This window comes from Kaistia adipata DSM 17808 (genome assembly GCF_000423225.1).
GTDB classification, from domain to species: domain Bacteria; phylum Pseudomonadota; class Alphaproteobacteria; order Rhizobiales; family Kaistiaceae; genus Kaistia; species Kaistia adipata.
In genome coordinates, this window is the sequence record NZ_AUHO01000006.1 from 896,651 (window position 1) to 919,085 (window position 22,435).

Annotated in this window: 21 protein-coding genes; 14 read left to right on the plus strand and 7 right to left on the minus strand. The window is 67.2% G+C overall.

All coding sequences use genetic code 11. From position 1 onward, the window contains the following. The first annotated feature begins 4 nt into the window (after positions 1-4). Genes G539_RS0104505 through G539_RS0104515 form a run of 3 tightly spaced genes read left to right on the plus strand, consistent with a single transcriptional unit; the run spans position 5 to position 1,790 of the window. Positions 5-469 (plus strand): molybdenum cofactor biosynthesis protein MoaE, encoded by a 465-nt coding sequence (locus G539_RS0104505; RefSeq protein WP_029074141.1) that lies wholly within the window; start codon positions 5-7, stop codon positions 467-469. 10 nt (positions 470-479) lie between these two features. After that, positions 480-1,127, plus strand: a complete 648-nt coding sequence (locus G539_RS0104510) for an HD domain-containing protein (protein ID WP_029074142.1) — start codon at positions 480-482, stop codon at positions 1,125-1,127. Positions 1,128-1,169: 42 nt separating this feature from the next. Continuing rightward, positions 1,170-1,790 (plus strand): glutathione S-transferase family protein, encoded by a 621-nt coding sequence (locus tag G539_RS0104515; protein WP_029074143.1) that lies wholly within the window; start codon positions 1,170-1,172, stop codon positions 1,788-1,790. A 292-nt stretch (positions 1,791-2,082) separates the two neighbouring features. Here G539_RS0104515 and ndk read toward each other — a convergent pair whose 3' ends face one another. Continuing rightward, a complete protein-coding gene (gene ndk, locus G539_RS0104520) occupies positions 2,083-2,505 on the minus strand; it encodes a nucleoside-diphosphate kinase (RefSeq protein ID WP_029074144.1) in 423 nt (140 codons plus the stop codon). A 173-nt stretch (positions 2,506-2,678) separates the two neighbouring features. Between ndk and G539_RS0104525 the strand changes: the two genes are divergently transcribed. The 3 genes from G539_RS0104525 (at position 2,679) to G539_RS0104535 (ending at position 6,105) form a co-directional block, all read left to right on the plus strand. Beyond that, positions 2,679-3,194 (plus strand): DinB family protein, encoded by a 516-nt coding sequence (locus G539_RS0104525; protein ID WP_029074145.1) that lies wholly within the window; start codon positions 2,679-2,681, stop codon positions 3,192-3,194. 139 nt (positions 3,195-3,333) lie between these two features. Next, complete coding sequence (locus G539_RS0104530) at positions 3,334-4,158, plus strand: DUF4344 domain-containing metallopeptidase (RefSeq protein WP_029074146.1); 825 nt, start codon at positions 3,334-3,336, stop codon at positions 4,156-4,158. A gap of 57 nt (positions 4,159-4,215) precedes the next feature. Next, positions 4,216-6,105, plus strand: coding sequence for an ABC-F family ATP-binding cassette domain-containing protein (locus G539_RS0104535; RefSeq protein WP_029074147.1), 1,890 nt, complete (start codon positions 4,216-4,218; stop codon positions 6,103-6,105). 232 nt (positions 6,106-6,337) lie between these two features. On the opposite strand, the gene G539_RS0104540 is transcribed toward G539_RS0104535, so the two are convergent. Together G539_RS0104540 and G539_RS0104545 are read right to left on the minus strand one after the other, a co-directional pair. Beyond that, positions 6,338-6,787, minus strand: coding sequence for a DNA polymerase III subunit chi (locus G539_RS0104540; protein WP_029074148.1), 450 nt, complete (start codon positions 6,785-6,787; stop codon positions 6,338-6,340). 70 nt (positions 6,788-6,857) lie between these two features. Next, complete coding sequence (locus G539_RS0104545; protein WP_029074149.1) at positions 6,858-8,363, minus strand: leucyl aminopeptidase; 1,506 nt, start codon at positions 8,361-8,363, stop codon at positions 6,858-6,860. Positions 8,364-8,681: 318 nt separating this feature from the next. On the opposite strand from G539_RS0104545, the gene lptF reads away from it, so the two are divergent. The 6 genes from lptF (at position 8,682) to rsmA (ending at position 16,403) form a co-directional block, all read left to right on the plus strand. Next, positions 8,682-9,869 carry an LPS export ABC transporter permease LptF gene (lptF, locus tag G539_RS0104550; protein WP_029074150.1) on the plus strand — a complete coding sequence of 396 codons (1,188 nt, stop codon included), beginning with the start codon at positions 8,682-8,684 and terminating at the stop codon, positions 9,867-9,869. 3 nt (positions 9,870-9,872) lie between these two features. Next, entirely contained in the window at positions 9,873-11,039 is a 1,167-nt protein-coding gene (locus G539_RS0104555; protein WP_029074151.1) for an LptF/LptG family permease, read from the plus strand. After that, entirely contained in the window at positions 11,039-13,462 is a 2,424-nt protein-coding gene (locus G539_RS23670) for an LPS-assembly protein LptD (protein WP_210162779.1), read from the plus strand. Before G539_RS0104555 ends, G539_RS23670 begins: the two co-directional genes overlap by 1 nt. Positions 13,463-13,584: 122 nt before the next feature. Further along, complete coding sequence (locus tag G539_RS0104565) at positions 13,585-14,508, plus strand: SurA N-terminal domain-containing protein (RefSeq protein WP_029074152.1); 924 nt, start codon at positions 13,585-13,587, stop codon at positions 14,506-14,508. 6 nt (positions 14,509-14,514) lie between these two features. Beyond that, positions 14,515-15,570: a 4-hydroxythreonine-4-phosphate dehydrogenase PdxA gene (gene pdxA / locus G539_RS0104570; RefSeq protein WP_029074153.1), complete on the plus strand. Its 1,056-nt coding sequence runs from the start codon at positions 14,515-14,517 to the stop codon at positions 15,568-15,570. Between the two features lie 62 nt (positions 15,571-15,632). Next, complete coding sequence (gene rsmA, locus G539_RS0104575; protein WP_245576803.1) at positions 15,633-16,403, plus strand: 16S rRNA (adenine(1518)-N(6)/adenine(1519)-N(6))-dimethyltransferase RsmA; 771 nt, start codon at positions 15,633-15,635, stop codon at positions 16,401-16,403. A 50-nt stretch (positions 16,404-16,453) separates the two neighbouring features. Here rsmA and G539_RS23675 read toward each other — a convergent pair whose 3' ends face one another. From G539_RS23675 to G539_RS0104590, 3 genes are all read right to left on the minus strand, one after another. Then, on the minus strand, positions 16,454-16,819 hold the full coding sequence (locus G539_RS23675; protein WP_051231076.1) for an MliC family protein: 366 nt from the start codon (positions 16,817-16,819) through the stop codon (positions 16,454-16,456). Between the two features lie 87 nt (positions 16,820-16,906). Beyond that, positions 16,907-17,551, minus strand: coding sequence for a guanylate kinase (gene gmk, locus G539_RS0104585; protein WP_029074155.1), 645 nt, complete (start codon positions 17,549-17,551; stop codon positions 16,907-16,909). Between the two features lie 10 nt (positions 17,552-17,561). Continuing rightward, positions 17,562-18,449, minus strand: coding sequence for a YicC/YloC family endoribonuclease (locus G539_RS0104590; protein WP_029074156.1), 888 nt, complete (start codon positions 18,447-18,449; stop codon positions 17,562-17,564). Between the two features lie 176 nt (positions 18,450-18,625). Between G539_RS0104590 and G539_RS0104595 the strand changes: the two genes are divergently transcribed. Both G539_RS0104595 and G539_RS0104600 read left to right on the plus strand, forming a co-directional pair. Next, positions 18,626-20,290 (plus strand): FMN-binding glutamate synthase family protein, encoded by a 1,665-nt coding sequence (locus G539_RS0104595; RefSeq protein WP_051231077.1) that lies wholly within the window; start codon positions 18,626-18,628, stop codon positions 20,288-20,290. A gap of 140 nt (positions 20,291-20,430) precedes the next feature. Beyond that, positions 20,431-20,850 (plus strand): GFA family protein, encoded by a 420-nt coding sequence (locus tag G539_RS0104600; RefSeq protein ID WP_029074158.1) that lies wholly within the window; start codon positions 20,431-20,433, stop codon positions 20,848-20,850. A 250-nt stretch (positions 20,851-21,100) separates the two neighbouring features. Here G539_RS0104600 and mltG read toward each other — a convergent pair whose 3' ends face one another. Further along, positions 21,101-22,366, minus strand: coding sequence for an endolytic transglycosylase MltG (gene mltG, locus G539_RS0104605; protein ID WP_029074159.1), 1,266 nt, complete (start codon positions 22,364-22,366; stop codon positions 21,101-21,103). Between the last annotated feature and the right edge of the window lie 69 nt (positions 22,367-22,435).

Genomic DNA, 22,435 nt, shown 5'->3' on the forward strand with positions numbered 1-22,435 from the left:
CGCCATGCCCCAGATCCGCGTTGCCATCGTTTCCGAGCCGCTCGACATCACGGCCGAGATCGAGCGGGTGACGGCGGGCCGGGGCGATATCGGCGCCGTGGTCACCTTCACGGGTCTCTGCCGCGACGAGGACGGCCGGCTCGAGGCGCTGGAACTCGAGCACTACCCCGGCATGGCCGAGACCGAGGTCAGGCGCATCGCCGAACAGGCGGCCAAGCGCTGGGAAATCTCCGACGTCACCGTGCTGCACCGGCACGGCAAGGTGAAGCCGGGCGAAACCATCGTGCTGGTCGTTACCGCCTCGAAGCATCGCCACGCCGCGTTCGAATCCGCCGAGTTCATCATGGATTTCCTGAAGACCCATGCGCCCTTCTGGAAGAAGGAGCACACGGCCGCCGGCGCGGTGGCCTGGGTCGGCGCCAAGGCCTCCGACGATGAGGCCGAAGAGCGCTGGAACAACGCCGATTGACCGACCCGACATGACGACCGACCGCCCGGCCTTCGCGCCGCACGAAGCGCTGGCCGCTGAGCTCCTTCCACATGCGACGGAAGGGGATGACGGCTCGCACGACATCGCCCACCTGCAGCGCGTCTGGAACAACGCCGCAGCGATCCAGGCTAGCGAAGGCGGCGACAGCGCGATCCTCGCCGCTTCCGTGCTGCTGCATGACTGCGTGACGGTCGAGAAGAACGATCCGCTCCGGCCGCAGGCGTCGCGCCTCGCCGCCCGCAAGGCGTCGGACGTGCTCGCGGTTCTCGACTGGCCGGCCGACCGGATCGCCGCCGTCGCCCATGCGATCGAGGCGCACAGTTTTTCCGCCGGTATAGCGCCCGAGACGCTGGAGGCGCGCATCCTGCAGGATGCCGACCGGCTCGACGCGATCGGCATGATCGGCGTCGCGCGCTGCTTCTACGTCGCCGGCCGGCTCGGCAGTGCGCTCTACGACCCCGCCGATCCTGCGGCGGAGGCGCGACCGCTGGCCGATGCGCGCTTCGCGCTCGACCATTTCGACAACAAGCTGTTCAAGCTCGCCGACGGATTCCAGACCGCAACCGGCGCCCGCCTGGCCGCGACGCGACAGCAGCGCCTGCGCCGCTTCTACGACGAATTCCTCGACGAGATCTGACACCGGCGCGACGGCGGAACCGGCGCGCGCAAGGAGACTGCGATGCTGACCATCTGGGGCCGCCACAACTCGAACAACGTGAAGAAGGTGCTCTGGTGCGCCGAGGAGATCGGCCTCGCCTACGAGTCGATCCCGGCCGGCGGCGCCTTCGGCGTCACCGGCGATCCCGCCTATCGCGCCATGAACCCGAACGGCCTGGTGCCAACGATCCGCGACGGCGACTTCGTGCTCTGGGAATCGAACGCCATCGTCCGCTATCTCGCCGCGCGCTATACGGAGGGCACGCTGTGGTCGCCCGACGTCGCGGAGCGCGCCAGCGCCGACCGCTGGATGGACTGGACGACGTCGAGCTTCGCCGCGCCCTTCCGCGAGGTGTTCTGGGGCATGGTGCGGACGGCACCCGAGGCGCGCGACATGGCGGCGATCGAGGCCGGCCGCGAGAAATGCGGCGCGCTTCTCGCAACGGTCGACCGGGCGCTGGCCGAGCGCCCCTATCTCTCCGGCGACGCGTTCGGCATGGGCGACATCCCGCTCGGCTGCTTCGCCCATTCCTGGTTCGCGATGCCGATCGAGCGGCCCGACCTGCCCCATCTCGCCGCCTGGTATGAGCGGCTCAAGGCCCGGCCCGCCTATGCCAAGGTCGTTGCCACGCCGCTGAGCTGAGGCTGCACTCCCCCTCGCCTCGAGGAGAGCTTCGCATCCAACTGACCGTCATGCAGCGCTGAGGCTTCCATCATCCTGAGGGGCTTGCGTAGCAAGCCGTCTCGAACGACGCAGGGCGGAGATGCACGCGTCGAGACATCGATAGACTGGGCGCGGTGCGTGCTTCGAGACGGCCCTTCGGGCCCCTCAGCATGTTGAGGACGATGTCCTGCTCGTCCAAGGGCAGAGGCGAGCCAAAACAAAAATGGCCGGGACGAGCCCGGCCATTTCGAAATTCAAATCGTTCAGCCGATTAGCCGACGATCTCGACGCCCGAGAACCAGTACGCGATCTCCTGGGCGGCGGTCTCCGGGGCATCCGAACCGTGCACCGAGTTCTCGCCGATCGACAGCGCGAATTCCTTGCGGATGGTGCCGGCATCGGCGTTGGCCGGGTTGGTGGCGCCCATGACTTCGCGGTTCTTCAGGATGGCGTTCTCGCCTTCCAGGACCTGCACGATGGTCGGGCCAGCCGTCATCGTCTCGACCAGCTCGCCGAAGAAGGGACGCTCCTTGTGGACGGCGTAGAAGCCCTCGGCCTGGGCGCGGGACATCCAGACGCGCTTCGAGGCGACGACGCGCAGGCCGGCGTCTTCCAGCTTGGCGGTGATCTTGCCGGTCAGGTTGCGCTTGGTGGCGTCGGGCTTGATCATCGAAAAGGTGCGTTCAATCGCCATTTCTCGGTCCTGTTCTGTCGTTTCGGTTTGGATAATTGGGTGGCGCTGTATAGCCTCGCTGCCCCGGACGGGCAAGGGCGCCGGCCCTTCGGCGAGCCTGCTCTCGTCCAAAAATGTCAGCTATACTGACCCGACGATCACGACAGTTCCGCGACGGATCAGGGAGCCGCGCCATGAAGCAGCATTTCGCGATGTTCGCCGCCTATAATCGCTGGGCCAATGCGCGCCTCTACGCCGCAGCCGGCGCCCTGCCTCCGGAGCAGTTTCGCGCCGATCGCGGCGCCTTCTTCGGCTCGCTCTGCGGCACGCTCAACCATCTCCTCGTCACCGACCGCATCTGGCTGCGCCGCCTCGCCGGCGACGGACCGGTTCACACCGAGCTGAACGAGATCGTCGCGGAAGATCTGCAGGCGCTCGCGACATTGCGCGGCGAACAGGACGATCGCCTGGTCGCCTTCGTCGACGGCCTCGACGAGGCGGCGATCGCCGGCAATTTCATCTATCGGCCGATCACCAATCCGCGCGACATCACCCAGCCGCGCGCGGCCGCCCTCGCCCATCTCTTCAACCACCAGACCCATCATCGCGGCCAGGCCTCCGCGATCCTCACCGGCCTCGCCGGACGCGACGCCTGCCCCAGCCTCGACCTGATCCTGTTCCAGCGCGAAAGCGGCCTGGGGCTTAGCTAGCGCACGCCAGGAACGCGCCGGGCCGGGCATCGCAACCGGTCACATAAATATATCGGCGATGTGTGATTGCCGTCGCTTGATTCAACCGGACCGGAGGCGCACGTTTCGGCACGAATGGTTTCAGTTTCTGCGAGTCTCCATGTTGCTGCGTCCCCTTCTTGTCTCTCTTGCGCTCTCCACCTCGGTCGCGCACGCAGCAACCCCGACGATCGAGGCTGAGCCGCCGCAGGACATCTCGGATGCGCATCTCGCCGAGGTGGTCGACTTCGTCGTCGGCAATGCCGTCTACGCGCTCTACCACCAAGCCGGACACATGATGATGCAGCGCTACGGCGTGCGCATGGACGGCGGCGAGCAGGCGGCGGACGATTTCGCCGTGCTGACGCTGCTCGAGCCGCGCACCGGCGCCGGTGACCAGACCCTGGTCGACGCCATCGACAGCTGGATGCTCTCGAATCATCTGACCGCCTCGGCACAGCCGGAGGCGATCGGCCTCTCCGACCGGCACGCCCTCGACGCCGAACGCACCAACAACATCGTCTGCGATATGGTCGGCGCGAACAGCAAGGATTTCGCGGATGTCGCCGAGGCGGCGTCGCTGACCCCGGCGGCTCGCACGGCCTGCGCCACGAGCTACCAGCAGAAGCGGGCGCTCTGGACCGAAGCGCTGAAGCCGCTCGCCCGTGCGCCGGGAACGCCTGCCACCACGATTGCCGTCAGCTATGACGAGCCGACGGGCGGCGAGATCGCGGAAGTGACGATCCTGCACGACAACCGCGTGCTGGAAGAGGTCGCGGCCCGCCTCGCCAACGACTTTGCCCTGTCGCCGGCGCCGACCATCCGCGCGATGAGCTGCGGATCCGCGACCTCCAACTATGACGCGGCGAAGAACGAACTGGTCTTCTGCTACGAGCTCGCGAGCTACCACGCCGAGCTGATTTTGCGCGACATCGCCGGTCGCTGAGCGACTGTGGCAGCGCCGCGCTTGCGTCTGGCGGCGCGGCACGGCACATAGCCCGTCATGCTGCACGTCAACGAAGTCACCTATCGCATCGCCGGTCGCACGCTCCTCGAAGGGGCGACCATTGCCCTGCCCGACGGGGTCAAGGCCGGCTTCGTCGGCCGCAACGGTACCGGCAAGACCACCCTCTTCAAGCTGGTCACCGGCGAGATCGCGCCGGAGAGCGGCTCGATCGGCCTGCCGCGCGGCGTCCGCATCGGCCAGGTGGCCCAGGAAGCGCCCGGCACCGAACAGTCGTTGATCGAATTCGTGCTGGCTGCCGACAAGGAGCGCGCCGCCCTGCTCAGCGAGGCCGAGCACGCAACCGACCCGCACCGCATCGCCGAGATCCAGATCCGCCTGACCGACATCGGCGCGCATGCCGCCGAGGCGCGGGCCGGCACCATCCTCGCCGGCCTCGGCTTCGACGCCGAGGCGCAGCTTCGCCCCTGCTCCGCCTTCTCCGGCGGCTGGCGCATGCGCGTTGCGCTCGCCGCCGTCCTGTTCGCCGAGCCGGACCTGCTGCTCCTCGACGAGCCGACCAACTATCTCGACCTCGAAGGCACGATGTGGCTCGAGAACTACGTGGCGCGCTATCCGCACACCGTGTTCCTGATCAGCCACGACCGCGACCTGCTCAATCGCGCCGTCGACATGATCGTGCATCTCGACCAAGGCAAGCTCACCGCCTATCGCGGCGGCTATGACAGCTTCGACCGCCAGCGCCGCGAGAAGCAGGCGCTGCAGCTGAAGCTAAAGAAGAAGCAGGACGACCAACGCAAGCACCTGCAGGCCTTCGTCGACCGCTTCCGGGCCAAGGCCACCAAGGCCCGCCAGGCGCAGTCGCGCATGAAGGCGCTGGAGAAGATGCAACCGATCGCCGGCATCGTCGACGAGCACGTCACGCCGTTCTCCTTCCCGCCACCGGCCAAGATCCTGGCGCCGCCGATCATCGCGCTCGACAACGCCTCGGTCGGCTACGAGGAAGGCAAGCCGATCCTGTGCAAGCTCGATATCCGCATCGATGTCGAGGACCGCATCGGCCTGCTCGGCGCCAACGGCAACGGCAAGTCGACCTTCGCCAAGCTGCTGGCCGGACGGCTCGCCGCAGCCGGCGGCGCCATGCGCCGCGCCGACAAGCTCGACATCGCCTTCTTCGCCCAGCACCAGCTCGACGATTTGCGGCCGGCCGAGACCGCCGTGCAGCATGTGCGCCCGCTGATGCCGGATGCGACCGAGGCGCAGCTGCGCGCCCGCGTCGGCGCCATGGGCTTCCCGACCGCGAAGATGGACACGCCGGCGCGCGAGCTCTCGGGCGGCGAGCGGGCGCGCCTGCTGCTCGGCCTAGCGACCTTCCGCGGCGCCAACCTGCTGATCCTCGACGAGCCGACCAACCATCTCGACATCGACAGCCGCGAAGCGCTCGTCCAGGCGCTGAACGACTATCCCGGCGCCGTCATCCTGATCAGCCACGACCGACACCTGATCGAGGCGTCCGTGGACCGGCTGCTGCTGGTTGCCAACGGCACCGTGTCGCCCTTCGACGGCGACATGGACGATTATCGCAAGCTGATCGTGAAGGGACCGGAGACCACCTCGGCCAAATCCGACGACGACGCGGCCAGCAAGACCTCGGCGCAGGACCGCCGGCGCGAGTCCGCCGCGCGGCGCAGCGAGCTCGCGCCGCTGCGGAAAAAGATCAGGGAAACCGAATCCTTGATGGAGAAGCTTCAGAAAGAGATTCAGAAGCTCGACACCGCGCTCGCCGACCCCGCCCTCTACACCAAGGACCCGGCCAAGGCCTCCACCTACGCCAAGCAGCGCTCCGACGCCGTCAAGGCGCTGGGCGAGCGGGAAGAGGCCTGGCTGGAGATGTCGGCGGAATACGAAGAGGCCGTCGGGGCGGACTGACGCCTCCTCGGCCTAGGAAGAGCCAAGCTCCGCCGTTCGCCAACCCTCCGCCGTCATCCCTGCGAAAGCAGGGATCCATGCATCCATCCAAAGGCTCGTGAGGTTCGCGAGTCAGCCAACCCGGCTGAATGGATCCCGGCTCGGAGGCCGGGATGACGGCGAGCGTGTTGCTGACGACAGCGCGCCAATGACGACGGCTACTTCCGCCCGGAAATCGTTCACGCCCGCCCCCTCACGCCTTCTTCTGCCAGCGGCCCTGTTCGGATTGCTGCCAGTAGGTCGCGTCGTGGCCGGCGGCCTTGACCCGCTTCCACGAGGCGCGGGCGGCGTCGAGCGCTTCCGGGTCGTTGCCGTCGAACATCAGGACGGCGCGCAGATAGCCGTCGAGTTCGCCGGCCGGCGCGCCATCGACGAGAAAGCGGACATTGGCGCCGTTCGGATTGTCGGCCTCGGGCGTCAGCAGGACGGGATGCTGCGCGGCGTCGGCGTCCCGCCACAGGCCGTGCGGCAGGAAGCTCTCGTCGTTGTAAGTCCACAGCAGCGCGTCGAGCGCCTCGCAGCGCTCGACCGAGCGCGCCTCGACGACGACGCGCCAGTCACGCTCCAGGCACTTTTCCAGGAGCCCGGGCAGCACCGCCTCGAGCGGCTGGTTCTGCAGATGGTAGAACAGGACCTCGGTCATCGCGCCTTCTCACCCGACCAGACCGCCCCGAGACATTCGGGACGATCGAGGTCGCGTGCCTTGTAGCAGATCAGCCTTCGTAATTGTCGGCGACGAGGCGGTCCAGGATGCGCACCCCCCAGCCCGAGGCCCAGGAGCGGTTCACTTCCGTCTGCGGCGACCCCATGGCGGTGCCGGCGATGTCGAGATGGGCCCAGGCGACGCCGTCGTCGACGAAGCGCTTCAGGAACTGCGCCGCGGTGATCGAGCCGCCATAGCGGCCGCCGGTGTTCTTGATGTCGGCGAACTTCGATTCGATCATCTTGTCGTAGGCCGGGCCGAGCGGCATGCGCCAGACCTTCTCGCCGGTCGCCTCGCCCGCCTTCGACAGCGCGCCGGCCAGCGCGTCGTCGGTGGCGAACATGCCGGCATAGTCGCTGCCGAGCGCAACCATGATCGCGCCGGTCAGCGTCGCGAGATCGACGATCACCTTCGGCTCATAGGTCTTCTGCGCGTACCAGAGCGCGTCGGCCAGCACGAGGCGGCCCTCCGCGTCGGTATTGATGATCTCGATGGTGACGCCCGAAGCGGCAGCCACGATGTCGCCGGGACGCTGCGCGTTGCCGTCCGGCATGTTCTCGACGAGGCCGATGATGCCGACGACGTTCGCCTTCGCCTTGCGCGCGGCGAGCGCGTGCATCAGGCCGACCACGGCGGCGGCGCCGCCCATGTCGCCCTTCATGTCCTCCATGCCGCCAGCGGGCTTGATCGAGATGCCGCCGGTATCGAACACGACGCCCTTGCCGACGAAGGCGACGGGCTTTTCCTTGGCCTTGCTGCCGTTCCAGTGCATGGCAACGAGGCGCGGCGGCCGGCTCGAACCCTGGGCCACGCCGAGCAGCGCGCGCATGCCGAGCTTCTTCATCTGCTTCTCGGTCAGCGTCTCGATCGTCACGCCGAGCTTCTCGAGCTCCGCCGCCTTCTCGGCGAACTCGACCGGGCCGAGCACGTTCGCCGGCTCGTTGACCAGCTCGCGCGCCAGGATGGCGCCGTCGGCGACGGCGGAGCGGCCTGCCCACGCCTTCTTCGCCTTGCCGGCCTCGGCGGCGACGATGTCGAGCGTCACCGGCGGCTTGGGCGCCTTGTCCTCGTCCTTGCCCTTTTTGCCCTTGCTCTTGTAGCGATCGAACGAATAGGCGCGCAGCACCGCGCCGAGGCCGATATCGGCCAGCTGTTCGCCCGCGATCGCGATGCCGTCCGGCCGTTCCGAATGCAAGGTCGCCGCCTCGGCCTTGCGCAGCGCGCCCATGATGGCGCCGCCGAGCCGCGACCAGTCGCCTTCCACAAGTTCCTGCGCCTTGCCGAGGCCCACGACGACGAGCCGGTCGAAGGTCAGGCCGGCCGGCGCGAGAATGTCGAGAATCGCCAGGCTCTTGCCCTTGTAGTCGGAGGTCGCCGCGGCCTTCTGGACCAGGTCGGCGACGCCGAGCGCCTGCGCGGCCGGACCGAGCGCGAGCGTTTCGTCCGTCAGGACAACAAGCGTCCCCGTCTCGTTCGTGGTCGTCTTGTGGAAGGAAACGACAGGATTGCTGGTCATTTGGGCTCGCGGGACAAGAGCTGAGGGCGACGCCGGGCGGCGCCGTCTGGGTCGGGAAGTGCGTGCGTTCGGCCACACCTTGCAGGGGATCAGTGTGTCCCGTGACGGTCGTCTCTGGCAAGTGCTGGGGCTTCACGGTAGATATTCACCCTTCATTAACACTGTTCATTCGCGTTTGATTCACCCAAATGGTCCACCCATGGACCACCCCGATCACCGGGACGCCGAGGAGGTTCGATCCGCCATATTGATGCAGCCAGGGGCACGGCTGTCTTTGACACGGGGGGTGTACAGAGTTCGAGGATCGACGACGTCAAGATGAAGCTCATCGAGCGCTACATCTTCAACCGCATGCTGGCAGCCTTCCTGCTCAGCCTTTGCGGCCTGTCCGGAACGGTTTGGCTCAGCCAGGCCTTGCGCGAACTCGACCTGATCACGAGCAAGGGCCAGAACTTCGGCACGTTCTTTCACGTGTCGAGCCTCATCTTCCCCGGCCTGCTCCTGATCGTCTGCCCTGTCGCCCTGCTGATCGGCGCGATCTACACCTTCAACCAGCTGAACGCCGATTCGGAGCTGGTCGTCATCAACGCCAGCGGCGCCTCGCAGACGCGGCTACTGAAGCCCGCGCTCGTCATGGGCCTGATCACCGCGATCATCGTCGGCTCCATGTCGCTCTATCTGGTGCCGCGCTCGCTGCAGGCGTTCCGCGGCCTTCTGACCGGCATCAACGCCGACCTCATCACCAGCTTCGTCAAGGAAGGCCAGTTCATGGAACTCGGCAACCGGCTGGTGTTCCATGTCCGCGACCGCAAGCCCGACGGCACGCTTGAAGGCATCTTCATCCAGGACGGCCGCCAGGCCGACCAGACCTCGGTCTACATCGCCAATCGCGGCGTCGTGCTGAAGAACCCGCTCGGCACCTTCCTGATCATGCAGAACGGCACGATCCAGCAGAAGTCCGAGACCAATGCCTCGATGTCGATCATCGAGTTCGAATCCTACGCGTTCGACCTGTCGACCTTCGGCAGCAAGACCACCCTGCCCGCCTACACGGCAGCCGAGCGCAGCACGACCTTCCTGATGTCGCCCGACCCGAACGATCCGGAATATCAGAAGCGTCCCGGCAGCTTCCTGTCCGAACTGCACGATCGCTTCTCGGCGCCGCTCTACGCCATCTTCTTCGCGATCCTGCCCGTCGCGGCGCTGGGCCAGGCGCAGACGACCCGCCAGGGGCGCAGCCTGGTCGTGCTCGGCACGATCGCGCTCGCGACCAGCGTGCGCATCGGCGGGCTCATCCTCGCCAGCCTCGCGGCCAACGACTCGCGCCTGATCCCCGCGCTCTACGCGCTGCCGATCGGCTTCATCGTGTTGTCGCTCGTCGCCGTCTACAGCTCCTTCCGCCTGACCGCTTCCGACAGCATCGCCGGAGCGGTGTCGGATTTCGTGCAGCGCATCGCCAGCCGGCTGCGGATCGGCCCGCGCCCCTCCACCGGGGGGCGCATGTAGGCCATGTTCCGCAGCCCGACGCTCAGCCTCTATTTCGGCCGCCGCTTCCTGAAGACCGCGTTGATCATCTTCACGGTCGTTTTCGTGCTGATGGCCTTCATCGACTATCTGGAACTCGCCCGCCGCGCCGCGCGGCGCGAAGGGTTCGACGCGTTCCTGTATCTGCTGGTCTCGCTAGCGCGCGTGCCGAACGTCATCGAGCGCGCCCTGCCCTTCACGATCCTGTTCGCCTCGATGGCGAGCTTCGTCATGGCGAATCGACAACTGGAGCTTGTGGTGGCGCGGGCCGCCGGCGTCTCGGCCTGGCAGTTCCTGCTGCCGGCCGGCCTGGTCGCGGTCATGATCGGCGTCTTCGCCACCACGGTGTTCAATCCGATCTCGACCGAACTCAAGGAACGCTCGATCCTGCTGGGCAATCAGCTGGCCCAGGAGCGCACCCGCATCGAGAGCGCCAAGGCTGCGGCGAACGAGCCGGCCGCGCCGCCCGCTCCGTCGGGCACCGAGATCATCGCTTCGGCGGAGGGGTCGGACTGGCCGATCTGGATGCGGCAGACGGGCGGCGAAGGCCCTTCGATCATCGGCGCCCGCGAGAGCCTGAAACAGGGTCTGTCGCTCGTCGACGTCTCGGCGTTCGTGTTCAAGCCGAACGGCACGCTCGACCGTCGAATCGATGCGCCCACGGCCGACTTCGAAGACGGCGACTGGGTGTTTCGCGATGCCACCGTGATCCAGGCCGGCAGTCGGCCGACACCGCAGCCGGAAGTTCGGCTGCCGACGGATCTTAACGCCGACCAGGTCAGCCAGAGGCTGGCCGACCCGGAGACCGTTTCCTTCTGGTCTCTGCCGCAACTTGTTGAAATATCAAAAAAGTCTGCTGTTCCGAGTGATGCGTACGAAATGCAGTTCCAATCCCTGCTGGCGCAGCCGTTGCTGTTCCTCGCCATGGTCTTCGTGGCGGCGACGGTGTCGCTCCGGTTCTCCCGCTCTCGCGATCTCGGGCAGGTGATTTTGTCTGGTGTCGCAGTGGGCTTCGTGCTTTATGTTGTCACGGAATTGGCGAGGGGGTTGGGGAGGAGCGGCGTCGTGTCACCGATGATTGCCGCGTGGACTCCCGCTGTCATTGCCATCCTGTTGAGTGTCACAGTGCTTCTTCACCGGGAGGACGGATGATGGCTGTTTCCGTTCTCCGGAAAAGACGAGGCGGCGGCTCGCTGGCCGCGCTGCGCCTGAGCTTGCTGGCGCTTGCCGGCGTCGTCGGATTCGGCGTGGCGATCCCGGGCGAGGCCCTCGCCCAGGCGAAGCCGGGCACGCTCGGTTTCGGCATCGATTCGATGCCGCGCCCTGCCGACAACGCGCAGATGGTGCTGGAGTCCGACCAGCTGGTCTATGACTACGACAAGGCCGCCGTGTCGGCGGTCGGCGCGGTCAAAATCTACTATGACGGCTACACGCTCGAGGCGGACCGCGTCTCCTACGACCAGAAGAACAAGAAGATGCGCGCCGAAGGGCGCGTGAAGATCGTCGACCGCACCGGCGCCGTCGTGACCGCCGACACGATCGACATCACCGACGACTTCGCCACCGGCTTCGTCGAGGCGCTGCGCCTCGACACGCCGACGCAGACCCATTTCGCCGCCGAAAAGGCGCTGCGCGACCAGGGCAAGACCACCACCTTCTATCGCGGCGTCTACACCGCCTGCGAACCCTGCCGCGAGAAGCCCGAAAAGGCGCCGATCTGGCAGGTGAAGGCGGCACGCATCATCGTCGACCACAACGAGCACATGGTCTATTTCAAGCGCGCGCAGCTTGAATTCCTGGGCATGCCGGTCGCCTATTTCCCGGCCTTCTCGGCGCCGGACCCGACGGTCAAGCGCAAGAGCGGCTTCCTGTTCCCGTCGGCCGGCTACAAGAAGACGCTGGGCGCCTTCCTGCAGACGCCGTATTTCTGGGCGCTCGCGCCCAATTACGACCTGACGCTGGCGCCGGCCGTCTACACCAATCAGGGCTTCCTGATGGATGTCGAATGGCGCCATCGGCTGGAGTACGGCCAGTACTCGCTGCGCATGGCCGGCATCAACCAGCTGAACCCGGACGATTTCTACGATTCGGGCACCCGCAATTCCGGCGTGCGCGACTGGCGCGGCGGCATCAAGACCCAGGGCGAGTTCTACCTGAACCGCTACTGGACCTTCGGCTGGGACGCGACGCTTCTGAGCGATCGCACCTTCAGCCGCGACTACAATTTGCTGTCGGAAGATACCGACATCAACGTCTCGAAGGTTCACCTGACGGGCATCAGCGACCGCAACTATTTCAATGCGAGCGCGCTCTATTTCCAGGTGCTGACCAACGACGAGGACATCAAGTACGACCAAGGTCGCCAGGCGATCGTCCATCCGGTCATCGACCACAGCTACATCTTCGATGACTCGATCCTCGGCGGCCAGCTCTCGATCAAGTCGAACCTGACCAGCCTGTCGCGCGACGAAACCGACATCGTCAACGATCAAGGCCAAGGCATCGAGGTCTCGCAGGGCGTCGTCGGCGGCGAGTTGGTCGACGACGCCCACATTCTCGGCCTCGCCGGCAACTACAACCGGCTGAGCAGCCAGGCGACGTGGCAGCGCAGCATGATTGGCCCGATTGGCATGGTCTTCAAGCCGTTCGGCTATCTGCGCGGCGACGCGATCTATGCCAACCAGGACGAGATCATCAACGGTCTCGACGACAATGGTTCGTTCTTCCGCGGCATGCCGGCGGTCGGCCTCGAATGGCGCTGGCCGATCATGGCGGCCGGCCTCTCCTCGAGCTTCCTGTTCGAGCCGGTCGCTCAGATGATCGTGCGCCCCGACGAGCCGAAGGCCGGCAAGCTGCCGAACGAAGACGCGCAGAGCCTCGTCTTCGACGATTCGAGCCTGTTCGACTGGGACAAGTTCTCCGGCTACGACCGGATCGAGGGCGGCACACGCGTCAATCTCGGCTTCCGCTATCTCGCCAATGTCGGCTCCGTCGCGACCATCCAGGGCGTCGTCGGCCAGTCCTACCAGGTCGCGGGGCTGAACTCCTTCGCCGTCGAGGACCTGAGCGCCACCGGCGCCGTCTCCGGCCTCGAGACCGACGTCTCCGACGTCGTCGCCGGCGTCACGCTCGACACCGGCTATGGCTACTTCCTGGCGGCCCGCGGCCGCTTCGACGAGGCCAATCTCGACGTCAACCGCGCCGAAGTCACCGCGACGGGCAAGTTCGGCGACGTCACCGCCTCGGCGTCGTACCTGTTCATGCGCGAGCAGCCGGCGATCGGCAATGACGAGCGGACCGACACGATCAGCGCCCGCGCCTCGTGGCAGATGACCGACACCTGGCGCGTGTTCGGCTCGGTCGCCTGGGACATCGAGGGCGACCAGATGGCCTCGAGCGGCCTCGGCATCGCCTATGACGACGAGTGCACGACGTTCTCGATCGCCTATAGCGAGATCCGCGACGACTACACGGATCTGCAGACCTCGAAGCAGCTGATGGTCCGGCTCGAGCTGAGGACCCTCGGTGGCACCAAGCTGCGCAGCGATGTCGGCGAGCTGACGAGCAACAATTGATCTTCATGGTTTCGCCGGATTTGCAGGGTTTACCCTTTCGTAATACTCGCCGTCGTGGTGGACGGCCGGTTCGGCACGCCGAAGCCCGGCCCCACCGCATCTGACAGGGTTCGGATCACGCCATGCGTTTGAAGTCTCTCTTCCTCCCCGCGCTCGCCCTCGGCATCAGCCTGGGCAGCCTCGGCCTTCCGGCCGGGGCCTTCGCCCAGTCGAAGGTGCGCGCCACCGTGAACGACCAGGCGATCACGTCCTATGACGTCAATCAGCGCGTCAAGCTGATGACGCTGTTCCGCCAGCCGACGGGCGACAAGAAGGCGCTCGACGAACTCATCGACGAGACGCTGCTCGACCAGGTCGCGAAGCGGCGCGGCATGAACGTGTCCGACGCGATGGTCGACGAGCGCTTCAACGGCATCGCCAAGCAGGTCAAGCTGCCGCCGGCGCAGTTCGTCAAGGCGCTCGGCTCGCAGGGCGTGCAGGCCGATTCCCTGCGCCGCTTCCTGCGCGCGCAGATGACGGGCGCGATGGTGATCAAGGCGCGCGCCCGCAGCGTCAAGGTCAGCGAGGCCGACGTTCAGGCGCAGATCCAGAAGGAAGGCATCTCGACCGAGAACGCCACGATCAAGGAGTTCAAGCTCCAGCAGATCGTCTTCGTCGTTCCCAAGGGCTCGTCGCCCGGCTATGTCGGCCAGCGCCAGCGCGAGGCCGAGGCCTTCCGCAAGCGCTTCGGCGGCTGCGACGCCAGCCTCGCCCAGGCCAAGGCGCTGAAGGGCGTCGTCGTGCTCAACATGGGCCGCCGCGACAGCACCCAGATCCAGGGCCCGGCTGGCGACGCGCTGAAGTCGACCCCGGTCGGAGGCACGCTGAAGCCGGACGTGACCGAGCGCGGCGTCGAGGTGATCGCCGTCTGCGACGTCAAGGAAATCCGTAGCACGGCCGGCGTTCGCGCCGAGATCGAGGAAAAGCTCGCCACCGAGCAGAACAAGAATCTCGGCAAGGAATTCGTCGCGGAGCTGCGCGAGAACGCCAAGATCTCGTACAAGTGACGCATGATGGCTGAGCGCGATCTCTCCCGGCCGCTGGCACTGACGATGGGCGAGCCGGCCGGGATCGGGCCGGACGTCACGCTCGCCGTATGGGCCGAGCGCCGCGAGCGTCGGCTGCCGCCCTTCTATGTCCTGGCCGATGCGGAGACCCTGCGCAGTCGCGCCGCCCTGCTCGGCCTCAACATCCCGATCGAGACGATGAGCGCATCCGAGGCCGTCGGCGCCTTTGATCGCGTTCTGCCGGTGGTACCGCTCGAATCGGCGGCCTTCGCCGCGCCGGGTCGACCCGATCCGGCCGCCGCGCGTGGCGTCATCGAGGCGATCGCCCGCGGCGTCGGCGACGTGCGGGCGGGGCTCGCCTCGGCCCTCGTCACCAACCCGATCAACAAGAAGGCGCTGTTCGACGCCGGCTTCCAGCATCCCGGCCACACCGAGTTCCTCGGCATGCTGTCGGCCGCCTGGAGCGGGTCGCCCGCCCATCCCGTGATGATGCTCGCCGGCCCCGGCCTTCGCGCCGTCCCGGCCACCATCCACGTGCCGATCTCCGTCGTGCCGGGCCTGCTCACCGAAGAGATGCTGATCCGCACCGCCCGCACCATCGACCACGACATGCGGCGCCGGTTCGGCCTTCCCAATCCGCGCATCGCCGTCGCGGGGCTCAATCCGCATGCCGGCGAAGGCGGCGTCATGGGCACCGAGGACGACGCCGTCATCCGTCCGGCGGTCGCGGCGCTCCGCGCCGAGGGCATCGACGCGTTCGGCCCGCTGCCGCCCGACACGATGTTCCATGCCGAGGCGCGCGCCCGCTACGACGTCGCGCTCTGCATGTATCACGACCAGGCGCTGATCCCGACCAAGACGGTGGCCTTCGCCGAGACGGTCAACGTCACCCTCGGTCTGCCCTTCGTGCGGACCTCGCCGGACCACGGCACCGCGTTCGACATCGCAGGCACCGGCAAGGCCGATATTTCGAGCCTCGCCGCCGCGCTTCGCCTCGCCGACGAACTGGCGCGCCACGAGGCCGAATATCGCCAGCACGAAACGGCGGGCGCCGCCTCGTGACCCTGGCACAGGACGGGCTGCCTCCCCTTCGCGAGGTGATCGCCGCCCATGGCCTGCAGGCCATGAAGGCGCTTGGCCAGAACTTCCTGCTCGATCTGAACCTGACGGGCCGGATCGCGCGCGCCGCCGGCCCGCTCGAAGGCGTGACCGTGATCGAGGTAGGCCCCGGCCCCGGCGGTCTGACGCGGGCATTGCTCGCCGAGGGCGCCGAGAAGGTGATCGCGATCGAGCGCGACCGCCGCTGCCTCGACGCGCTGGCCGAGATCGCCGCTCATTATCCCGGCCGCCTCGAGGTGATCGAGGGCGACGCGATGCAGGTCGACATGGCGAAGCTCGCCACCGGACGCGTGCGCATCGCCGCCAACCTGCCCTACAACATCGCGACGCCGCTTCTGATCGGCTGGCTGCAGAGCGAGCCATGGCCGCCCTTCTACGAGAAAATGACGCTGATGTTCCAGCGCGAGGTGGCCGAGCGGATCGTGGCGACGCCCGACGACGACGCCTATGGCCGGCTGGGCGTGATCAGCGGCTGGCGCGCAGAGGCGCGCATTCTGTTCGACATCTCGCCCAAGGCGTTCACGCCGCCTCCCAAGGTCGTGTCGTCGGTGGTGGAACTGGTCCCGCGCCAGGCGCCGCTCGCCTGCGACCGCGCCAAGCTGGAGCGCGTCACGGCGGCGGCCTTCGGCCAGCGCCGCAAGATGCTGCGCCAGAGCCTGAAGAGCCTCGGCACCGATCCGCTGCCGCTGCTGGCGGCCGCCGGCATCGTCGAGACGGCGCGCGCGGAAGAGATCGACGTGGCTGGCTTCGTCCGGCTGGCGAACGCGCTCCCCTGACCACGCTCGAGGAAGCCGGGAACCGTGCGTACGGCCCCGGCCTGTCCCGGTCAGTCGCTGGTGGCGCAGTTCGTGGTCTTTTCGGCAATGGTCAGCATCGCGCCCGTGCCCTTGATCCAGAACTCGATGTCGTCCTTCACATAACGCCCGCCGTCGGCGGAGACGGCCTGCGTCAGCGTGACCTTGTCGCCATCGGCGAACACGATTTCGGCCGAGCCCTGCGCCGCCTCCGGCGGGCTGAAGCTCGCCGTCAGCCGCGTGCCATCCTCGCACTGATAGGCGAAGGTCTTGGCGGTCGCGTCGGCGGGCGCCTCGACGGCGGCCGGTTCGATATCGGCGGCCAGGGCCACGGAAACCGCGAGCGGCATCGGCGCGAAAGCGAGGGCCAGGGCGAGGCAACGGTGGCGAAGCATCATCGAGCGTCTCCAGTCAGAACAGGACTCGGCCCGATCCTCGCAGGGTCTCGCGCCGGGGGCAATCGATACCCCGACGCAACGCCCCCCTCAGGACTGCTGCAGCAGATCCGCCACGAAGCCTTCCAGCCAGGTGGTGCGGGCGCGGCGCATGCGCTCGGCGTAGAGAATCGCCTGCGCCTTCTCGAGCGAGGTCTGCAGGTCCTTGTTGATCAGGACGTAGTCGTAGTCGCGCCAGTGCTGGATCTCGGCGCGGGCATTGGCGAGGCGCTTGGCGATGACGTCCGGCGCGTCCTCGGCGCGTCGCACGAGGCGCGACGCCAGCTCCGCCATGGTCGGCGGCAGCACGAAGATGCGGACGAGATCCTCCGGCATCGCCTTGGCGACCTGGTCGGCGCCCTGCCAGTCGATGTCGAAGAGCACGTCCTTACCGGAAGTCAGCCAGGCCTCGACCGGCGCGCGCGGCGTGCCGTAGCAATTGCCGTGGACCTCGGCCCATTCGAGCAGATCGCCCTTGTCACGCAGCTGGTTGAAGGTCGGCTGGTCGATGAAGTGATAGTGCACGCCGTCGATCTCGCTGGGACGGCGCGCGCGCGTCGTCACCGAGACGGAGAGGACGATGTCCTTGTCCTCGGCCATCAGGTGCCGGGCGATGGTCGACTTGCCCGCGCCGGACGGCGAGGACAGCACCAGCATCAGGCCGCGCCGCGAGGGTGAATTTCCGGCAACCGACATTCAAACGTTCCTATTCGAGATTCTGGACCTGCTCGCGCAGCTGGTCGACGGCCGCCTTCAGATCGAGGCCGATCGCCGTCAACGAGCGATCATTCGCCTTGGCGCAGAGCGTATTGGTTTCGCGATTGAATTCCTGGGCGAGGAAATCGAGCTTGCGGCCGACCGGGCCGCCTTCGATGAGCAGCGCGCGCGCCGCCGTGACATGGGCGGTCAGCCGGTCGAGCTCCTCGCGGATGTCCGCCTTGGTCGCCAGCAGCACCGCCTCCTGGTGCAGGCGCGCGGGATCGAGCGTCGACGAGGCCTCCAGCAGCGCGGCGACCTGCTCGGCCAGGCGCTTCTTGATCGCCTCGGTCGTGCGCGCCGGCGCATGTTCGGCCGCGTTCTTGAGCCGCTCGATCTCGTCCATGCGCGCGAGCAGCACGGCGCCGATGGCGGCGCCCTCGCGCATGCGCACCTCAACCAGCTCGGCCAGCGCCGCATCGAGCGAGGCCAGAAGGTCGGCCGCCAGCGCGACCGCCATGTCCGGATCGTCCTCGGCCTCGACGGTCTCGAGAATGCCGCGGATGGACAGGATGCCGTCGAGCGTCGGCGGCGCGGCGTCGATCTGCCCGCCGACCCGGCGCACGAGATCGAGTACCTGGCCGAGCAGTTCCTCGTTGACGCGCAGCGCCGAGACGCTGGTCTCGCGCTGCAGGTTCAGGCCGATCTGGATGCTGCCGCGCTGGGCGGCCTTGCCGACGCGCTCGCGCACCGGCTGGTCGAGATGATCGAAGCCGGGCGGCAGGCGCAGGCGGATGTCGAGGCCCTTGCCGTTGACGCTGCGCACTTCCCAGGTCCAGCGATAGCCGTGGCCGGAGCCGGCGGCCCGCGCGAATCCGGTCATGCTCGTCAACGCCATGAAATATCTCCCGGTCTCGCCCGCGCTTCGGAGCGGCGACAGTAATGCGCGCGCCGGTAGCGCTCAAGGGCATCGGCCGCTCTATCCGGCGGTCGCTCCGGCCGAATTGTCGCGATCGGCCGAGATGGCTGGCGGCGGCGGGATCGATTTGCTCTAGTGCCGGCCGAAGCGACCCAATGAGAGCGACGAAGGAGTCCCCCTTGCAATCGATCCTGAAGTTCTCGTTGATCTCCCGCTACAGCGCCTTCGCGCTCTGCATCGTCGCCGCGCTGCTGCTGCCCTTCCTGCAGATCGACCGGCCGCTCAACCTCATCCTCTTCGCCATCTTCGCCGGCCTGAGCGGGCTCGGCGTGTTCGACCTGATCCAGAGCCGGCACGCGATCACGCGCAACTATCCCGTCATCGGCCACCTGCGCTTCCTATTCGAGGCGGTGCGGCCGGAACTGCGCCAGTATCTGTTCGAATCGGATTCCGATCGCCTGCCCTTCTCCCGGGCCGAGCGGTCGCTCGTCTATCAGCGCGCCAAGAACGAGCCCGATCAGCGTCCGTTCGGCACGATCGTCGACACCTATGCCAATGGTTACGAGTTCATCGGCCACTCGGTTCGTCCAGCTCCGATTCAGGATCCCCGGAGTTTCCGCATCACGATCGGCAACGACCAGTGCGGCAAGCCCTACTCCGCCTCCGTGCTGAACATCTCGGCCATGAGCTTCGGCGCGTTGAGCGGCAACGCGATCATGGCCTTGAACAAGGGCGCCAAGCTCGGCGGCTTCGACCAGGACACCGGCGAAGGCTCGATCAGCCCCTATCACCGTCGCCATGGCGGCGACCTCGTCTGGCAGGTGGCATCGGGCTATTTCGGCTGCCGCAATTCAGATGGCACCTTCTCGGCCGAGAAATTCGCCGCCCAGGCCGCGGACGATCAGGTCAAGATGATCGAGCTGAAGCTGAGCCAGGGTGCGAAGCCCGGCCATGGCGGCATCCTGCCCGCCAACAAGGTGAGCCCCGAGATCGCCGAGACGCGCGGCGTCCCCGTCGGGCGCGAATGCATATCGCCCGCCGCCCATTCGGCCTTCTCGACGCCGGTCGAGATGATGCGCTTCATCGCCCGCCTGCGCGAACTTTCGGCCGGCAAGCCGGTCGGCTTCAAGCTCGCCATCGGCCAGCCCTGGGAGTTCATGGCCATCGTCAAGGCCATGCTCGAGACCGGCATCGTGCCCGACTTCGTCGTCGTCGACGGCTCGGAGGGCGGCACCGGCGCCGCGCCGGTGGAATTGAGCGACCATGTCGGCGTGCCGATGCGCGAGGCGCTGCTGCTGGTGCACAACACGCTGGTCGGCGCGGGGCTGCGCCATCGCATCCGGATCGGCGTCGCCGGCAAGATCGTCTCGGCCTTCGACATCGCCGCCGTGCTGGCGATCGGCGCCGACTGGGTGAATTCGGCCCGCGGCTTCATGTTCGCCATCGGCTGCATCCAGTCGCGCAGCTGCCACACCAACAGGTGCCCGACCGGCGTCGCGACGCAGGACGCGCTGCGCCAGCGCGCCCTCGTCGTCGAGGACAAGGGCGAGCGCGTCGCGAGCTTTCACCGCAACTCGCTGCATGCGCTCGCGGAGCTGCTCGCGGCGGCGGGTCTCGAACACCCGTCCGACCTCCGCCCGCACCATCTCGCCCGCCGGGTCAGCGCCAACGAGATCCGCCTCTATTCTCAGCTCTTCCCCTATCTCGCCGAGGGCGAGTTGCTGCGCGACGACAACTCCCACCCCTTCTATCGCCAGGCCTGGACGCTCGCCTCTGCGGAAAGCTTCTCGATCCAGGGCGAACTGCGCAGGGCGAGCTGAGGAGTTTTGCGACCGGAACGGGGCAGCCTTCCCTTGACGGAAGGCTGCGCATGCGGCCTATGAAGCGCGATTGAGCATGCGTCGGGGAACGGCGGCGGGGCCCGCCCGAGGCACATAGGCGCCCCCTCGGGAACCGATCCATGAACACGCCTCCGGAACGGAGCCACACTGGCTCCTGCCTCTGCGGTGCGGTCCGCTACACCGTCGAAGGTGATTTCCAGAGCTTCTTCCTGTGCCACTGCGCCCGCTGTCGCAAGGACACGGGCTCGGCGCATGCCGCCAACCTGTTCTCGACGACGGCGCGGCTCGCCTGGCTGTCCGGCGAGGACAGGATCAGGACGTTCCGCCTGCCCGGTTCACGGCACCAGCGGAGCTTCCGCGCGGAGTGCGGCTCCGCGCTGCCCGGACTGCAGATGGATGGCGCGCTGCTCGTGGTTACGGCCGGCAGCCTCGACGGCCCGACCGGGATCCGGCCGAATGCGCATATCTTCGTCGCAAGCCGCACCGACTGGGACGATCATCTGGAAACCGTGCCGCGCTGCGACGGCCTGCCCGGTTGAGTCACCCGCCGCCCAACATCTCCGCCTGACGAGAGCTTCGCGCAGAAGAGGGAGCCCTCCGGCGTCATCCCGACGGAGGCCGCGATCCAGACGCGCCGATCGATGACGAGAAATCAGGACCGGGGTCGGCTGGATCGGGGTCTATGGGCCCCGGCCTCCGCCGGGCCGACACCTCTGCCCTACCCCCTCGCCCGGAGCTTCGCTCCGACCTCCCCCGATGGGAGAGGTGAAGACAGGCCGTCTGCAGGTTCTAAGGCTTCGGAGCGGGAACCGGGGCGGCAGCGGCCTCGTCGGCGGGCGCGTCCGGCTCTTCCTCGGCGTCACCCGGTCCAGCGCTCTGCCCGGCGGCCGAGGTGTCGCCCTTCGCCTTCTGTTCGGCCAGCCACTTGCGATAACGCGCCACGTTCTTGCGATGGTCGGCGTAGTTCTCGGCGAAGGCATGGCCGCCCGTGCCGTCGGCGACGAAGTACAGGTCCTTGGTGCGCGACGGATTGGCGGCGGCGGAAAGCGCCGCCTTGCCGGGATTGGCGATCGGGCCCTTGGGCAGACCGTTGATCTTGTAGGTGTTGTAGTCGTTGACCGCGTCGAGATCGGAGCGGCGAATCGGCGTGCCGGACGGCAGGCCCGAACCGCCATAGATGCCGTAGATCACCGTCGGATCGGACTGCAGGCGCATGTTCTTCTGCAGCCGGTTGATGAACACGGCGGCAACCCGGCTGCGCTCGTCGGCGATGCCCGTTTCCTTCTCGACGATCGAGGCGAGCGTGATCAGATCGCCCTGCGTCTCGATCGGCAGGTCCTTGTCGCGGCTGTTCCAGACGGCGGTCATCACCCGCGCATGCTCGCGCAGCATGCGGTCGATGATGTTCTGCCGGCTGTCGCCGCGCGAATAGCGGTAGGTGTCGGGAAGAAGCGTCCCCTCCTCGGGGATCTCTTTGATCTCGCCGACGAGAACCGGATCGGCATTGAGCCGGTCGACGATCTGCCGGCTGGTCAGGCCCTCGGGGATCGACACCGTGTAGAGGATCGCCTTGCCCTCGACGAGGGTGTTCATGATCTCGCGCATGCTCGAATGCGCCGCGATCAGGTAGTCGCCGGATTTGAGGTCGTCCTGCAGGCGATAGGCCCGCACGCCGGCGATGAAGATCCACTTGGAGGAAATCAGGCCGCGCTCATGCAGCTCCTCCGCGATCGCGCGAAGGCCGGTGCCGCGTTCGATCGAGACGGAGCGGGGCTGGTCGAAATGGCTCGCCTGCTCGAAGCGGAGCTTGCCGAAGAAGAACAGGCCGACGGCGCCGAGGACGCCAACGACGAGGATCGTCATGGCGAAATTCATCACGATGACGATCGGATGGCGCGCCTGCTGCGAGCGCGGCGGCGGCGGCGGCACGCGCTCCGGGCGGAGGGCGTCGCCGGGGCTGCGGGGATTGATGCGATTGCCGAATTCGGTCGACCGGACATCGCCGGGTTCGCCAGTCTGTTTGTCCTTGGCGCCCGGTTGGTTCGTGTCGTTCATCGCACCCTACTTCTTACCGTGACGACAGCGGGACACATCCCGCTGTCGAGAGGCGAACTGTATGGAGGA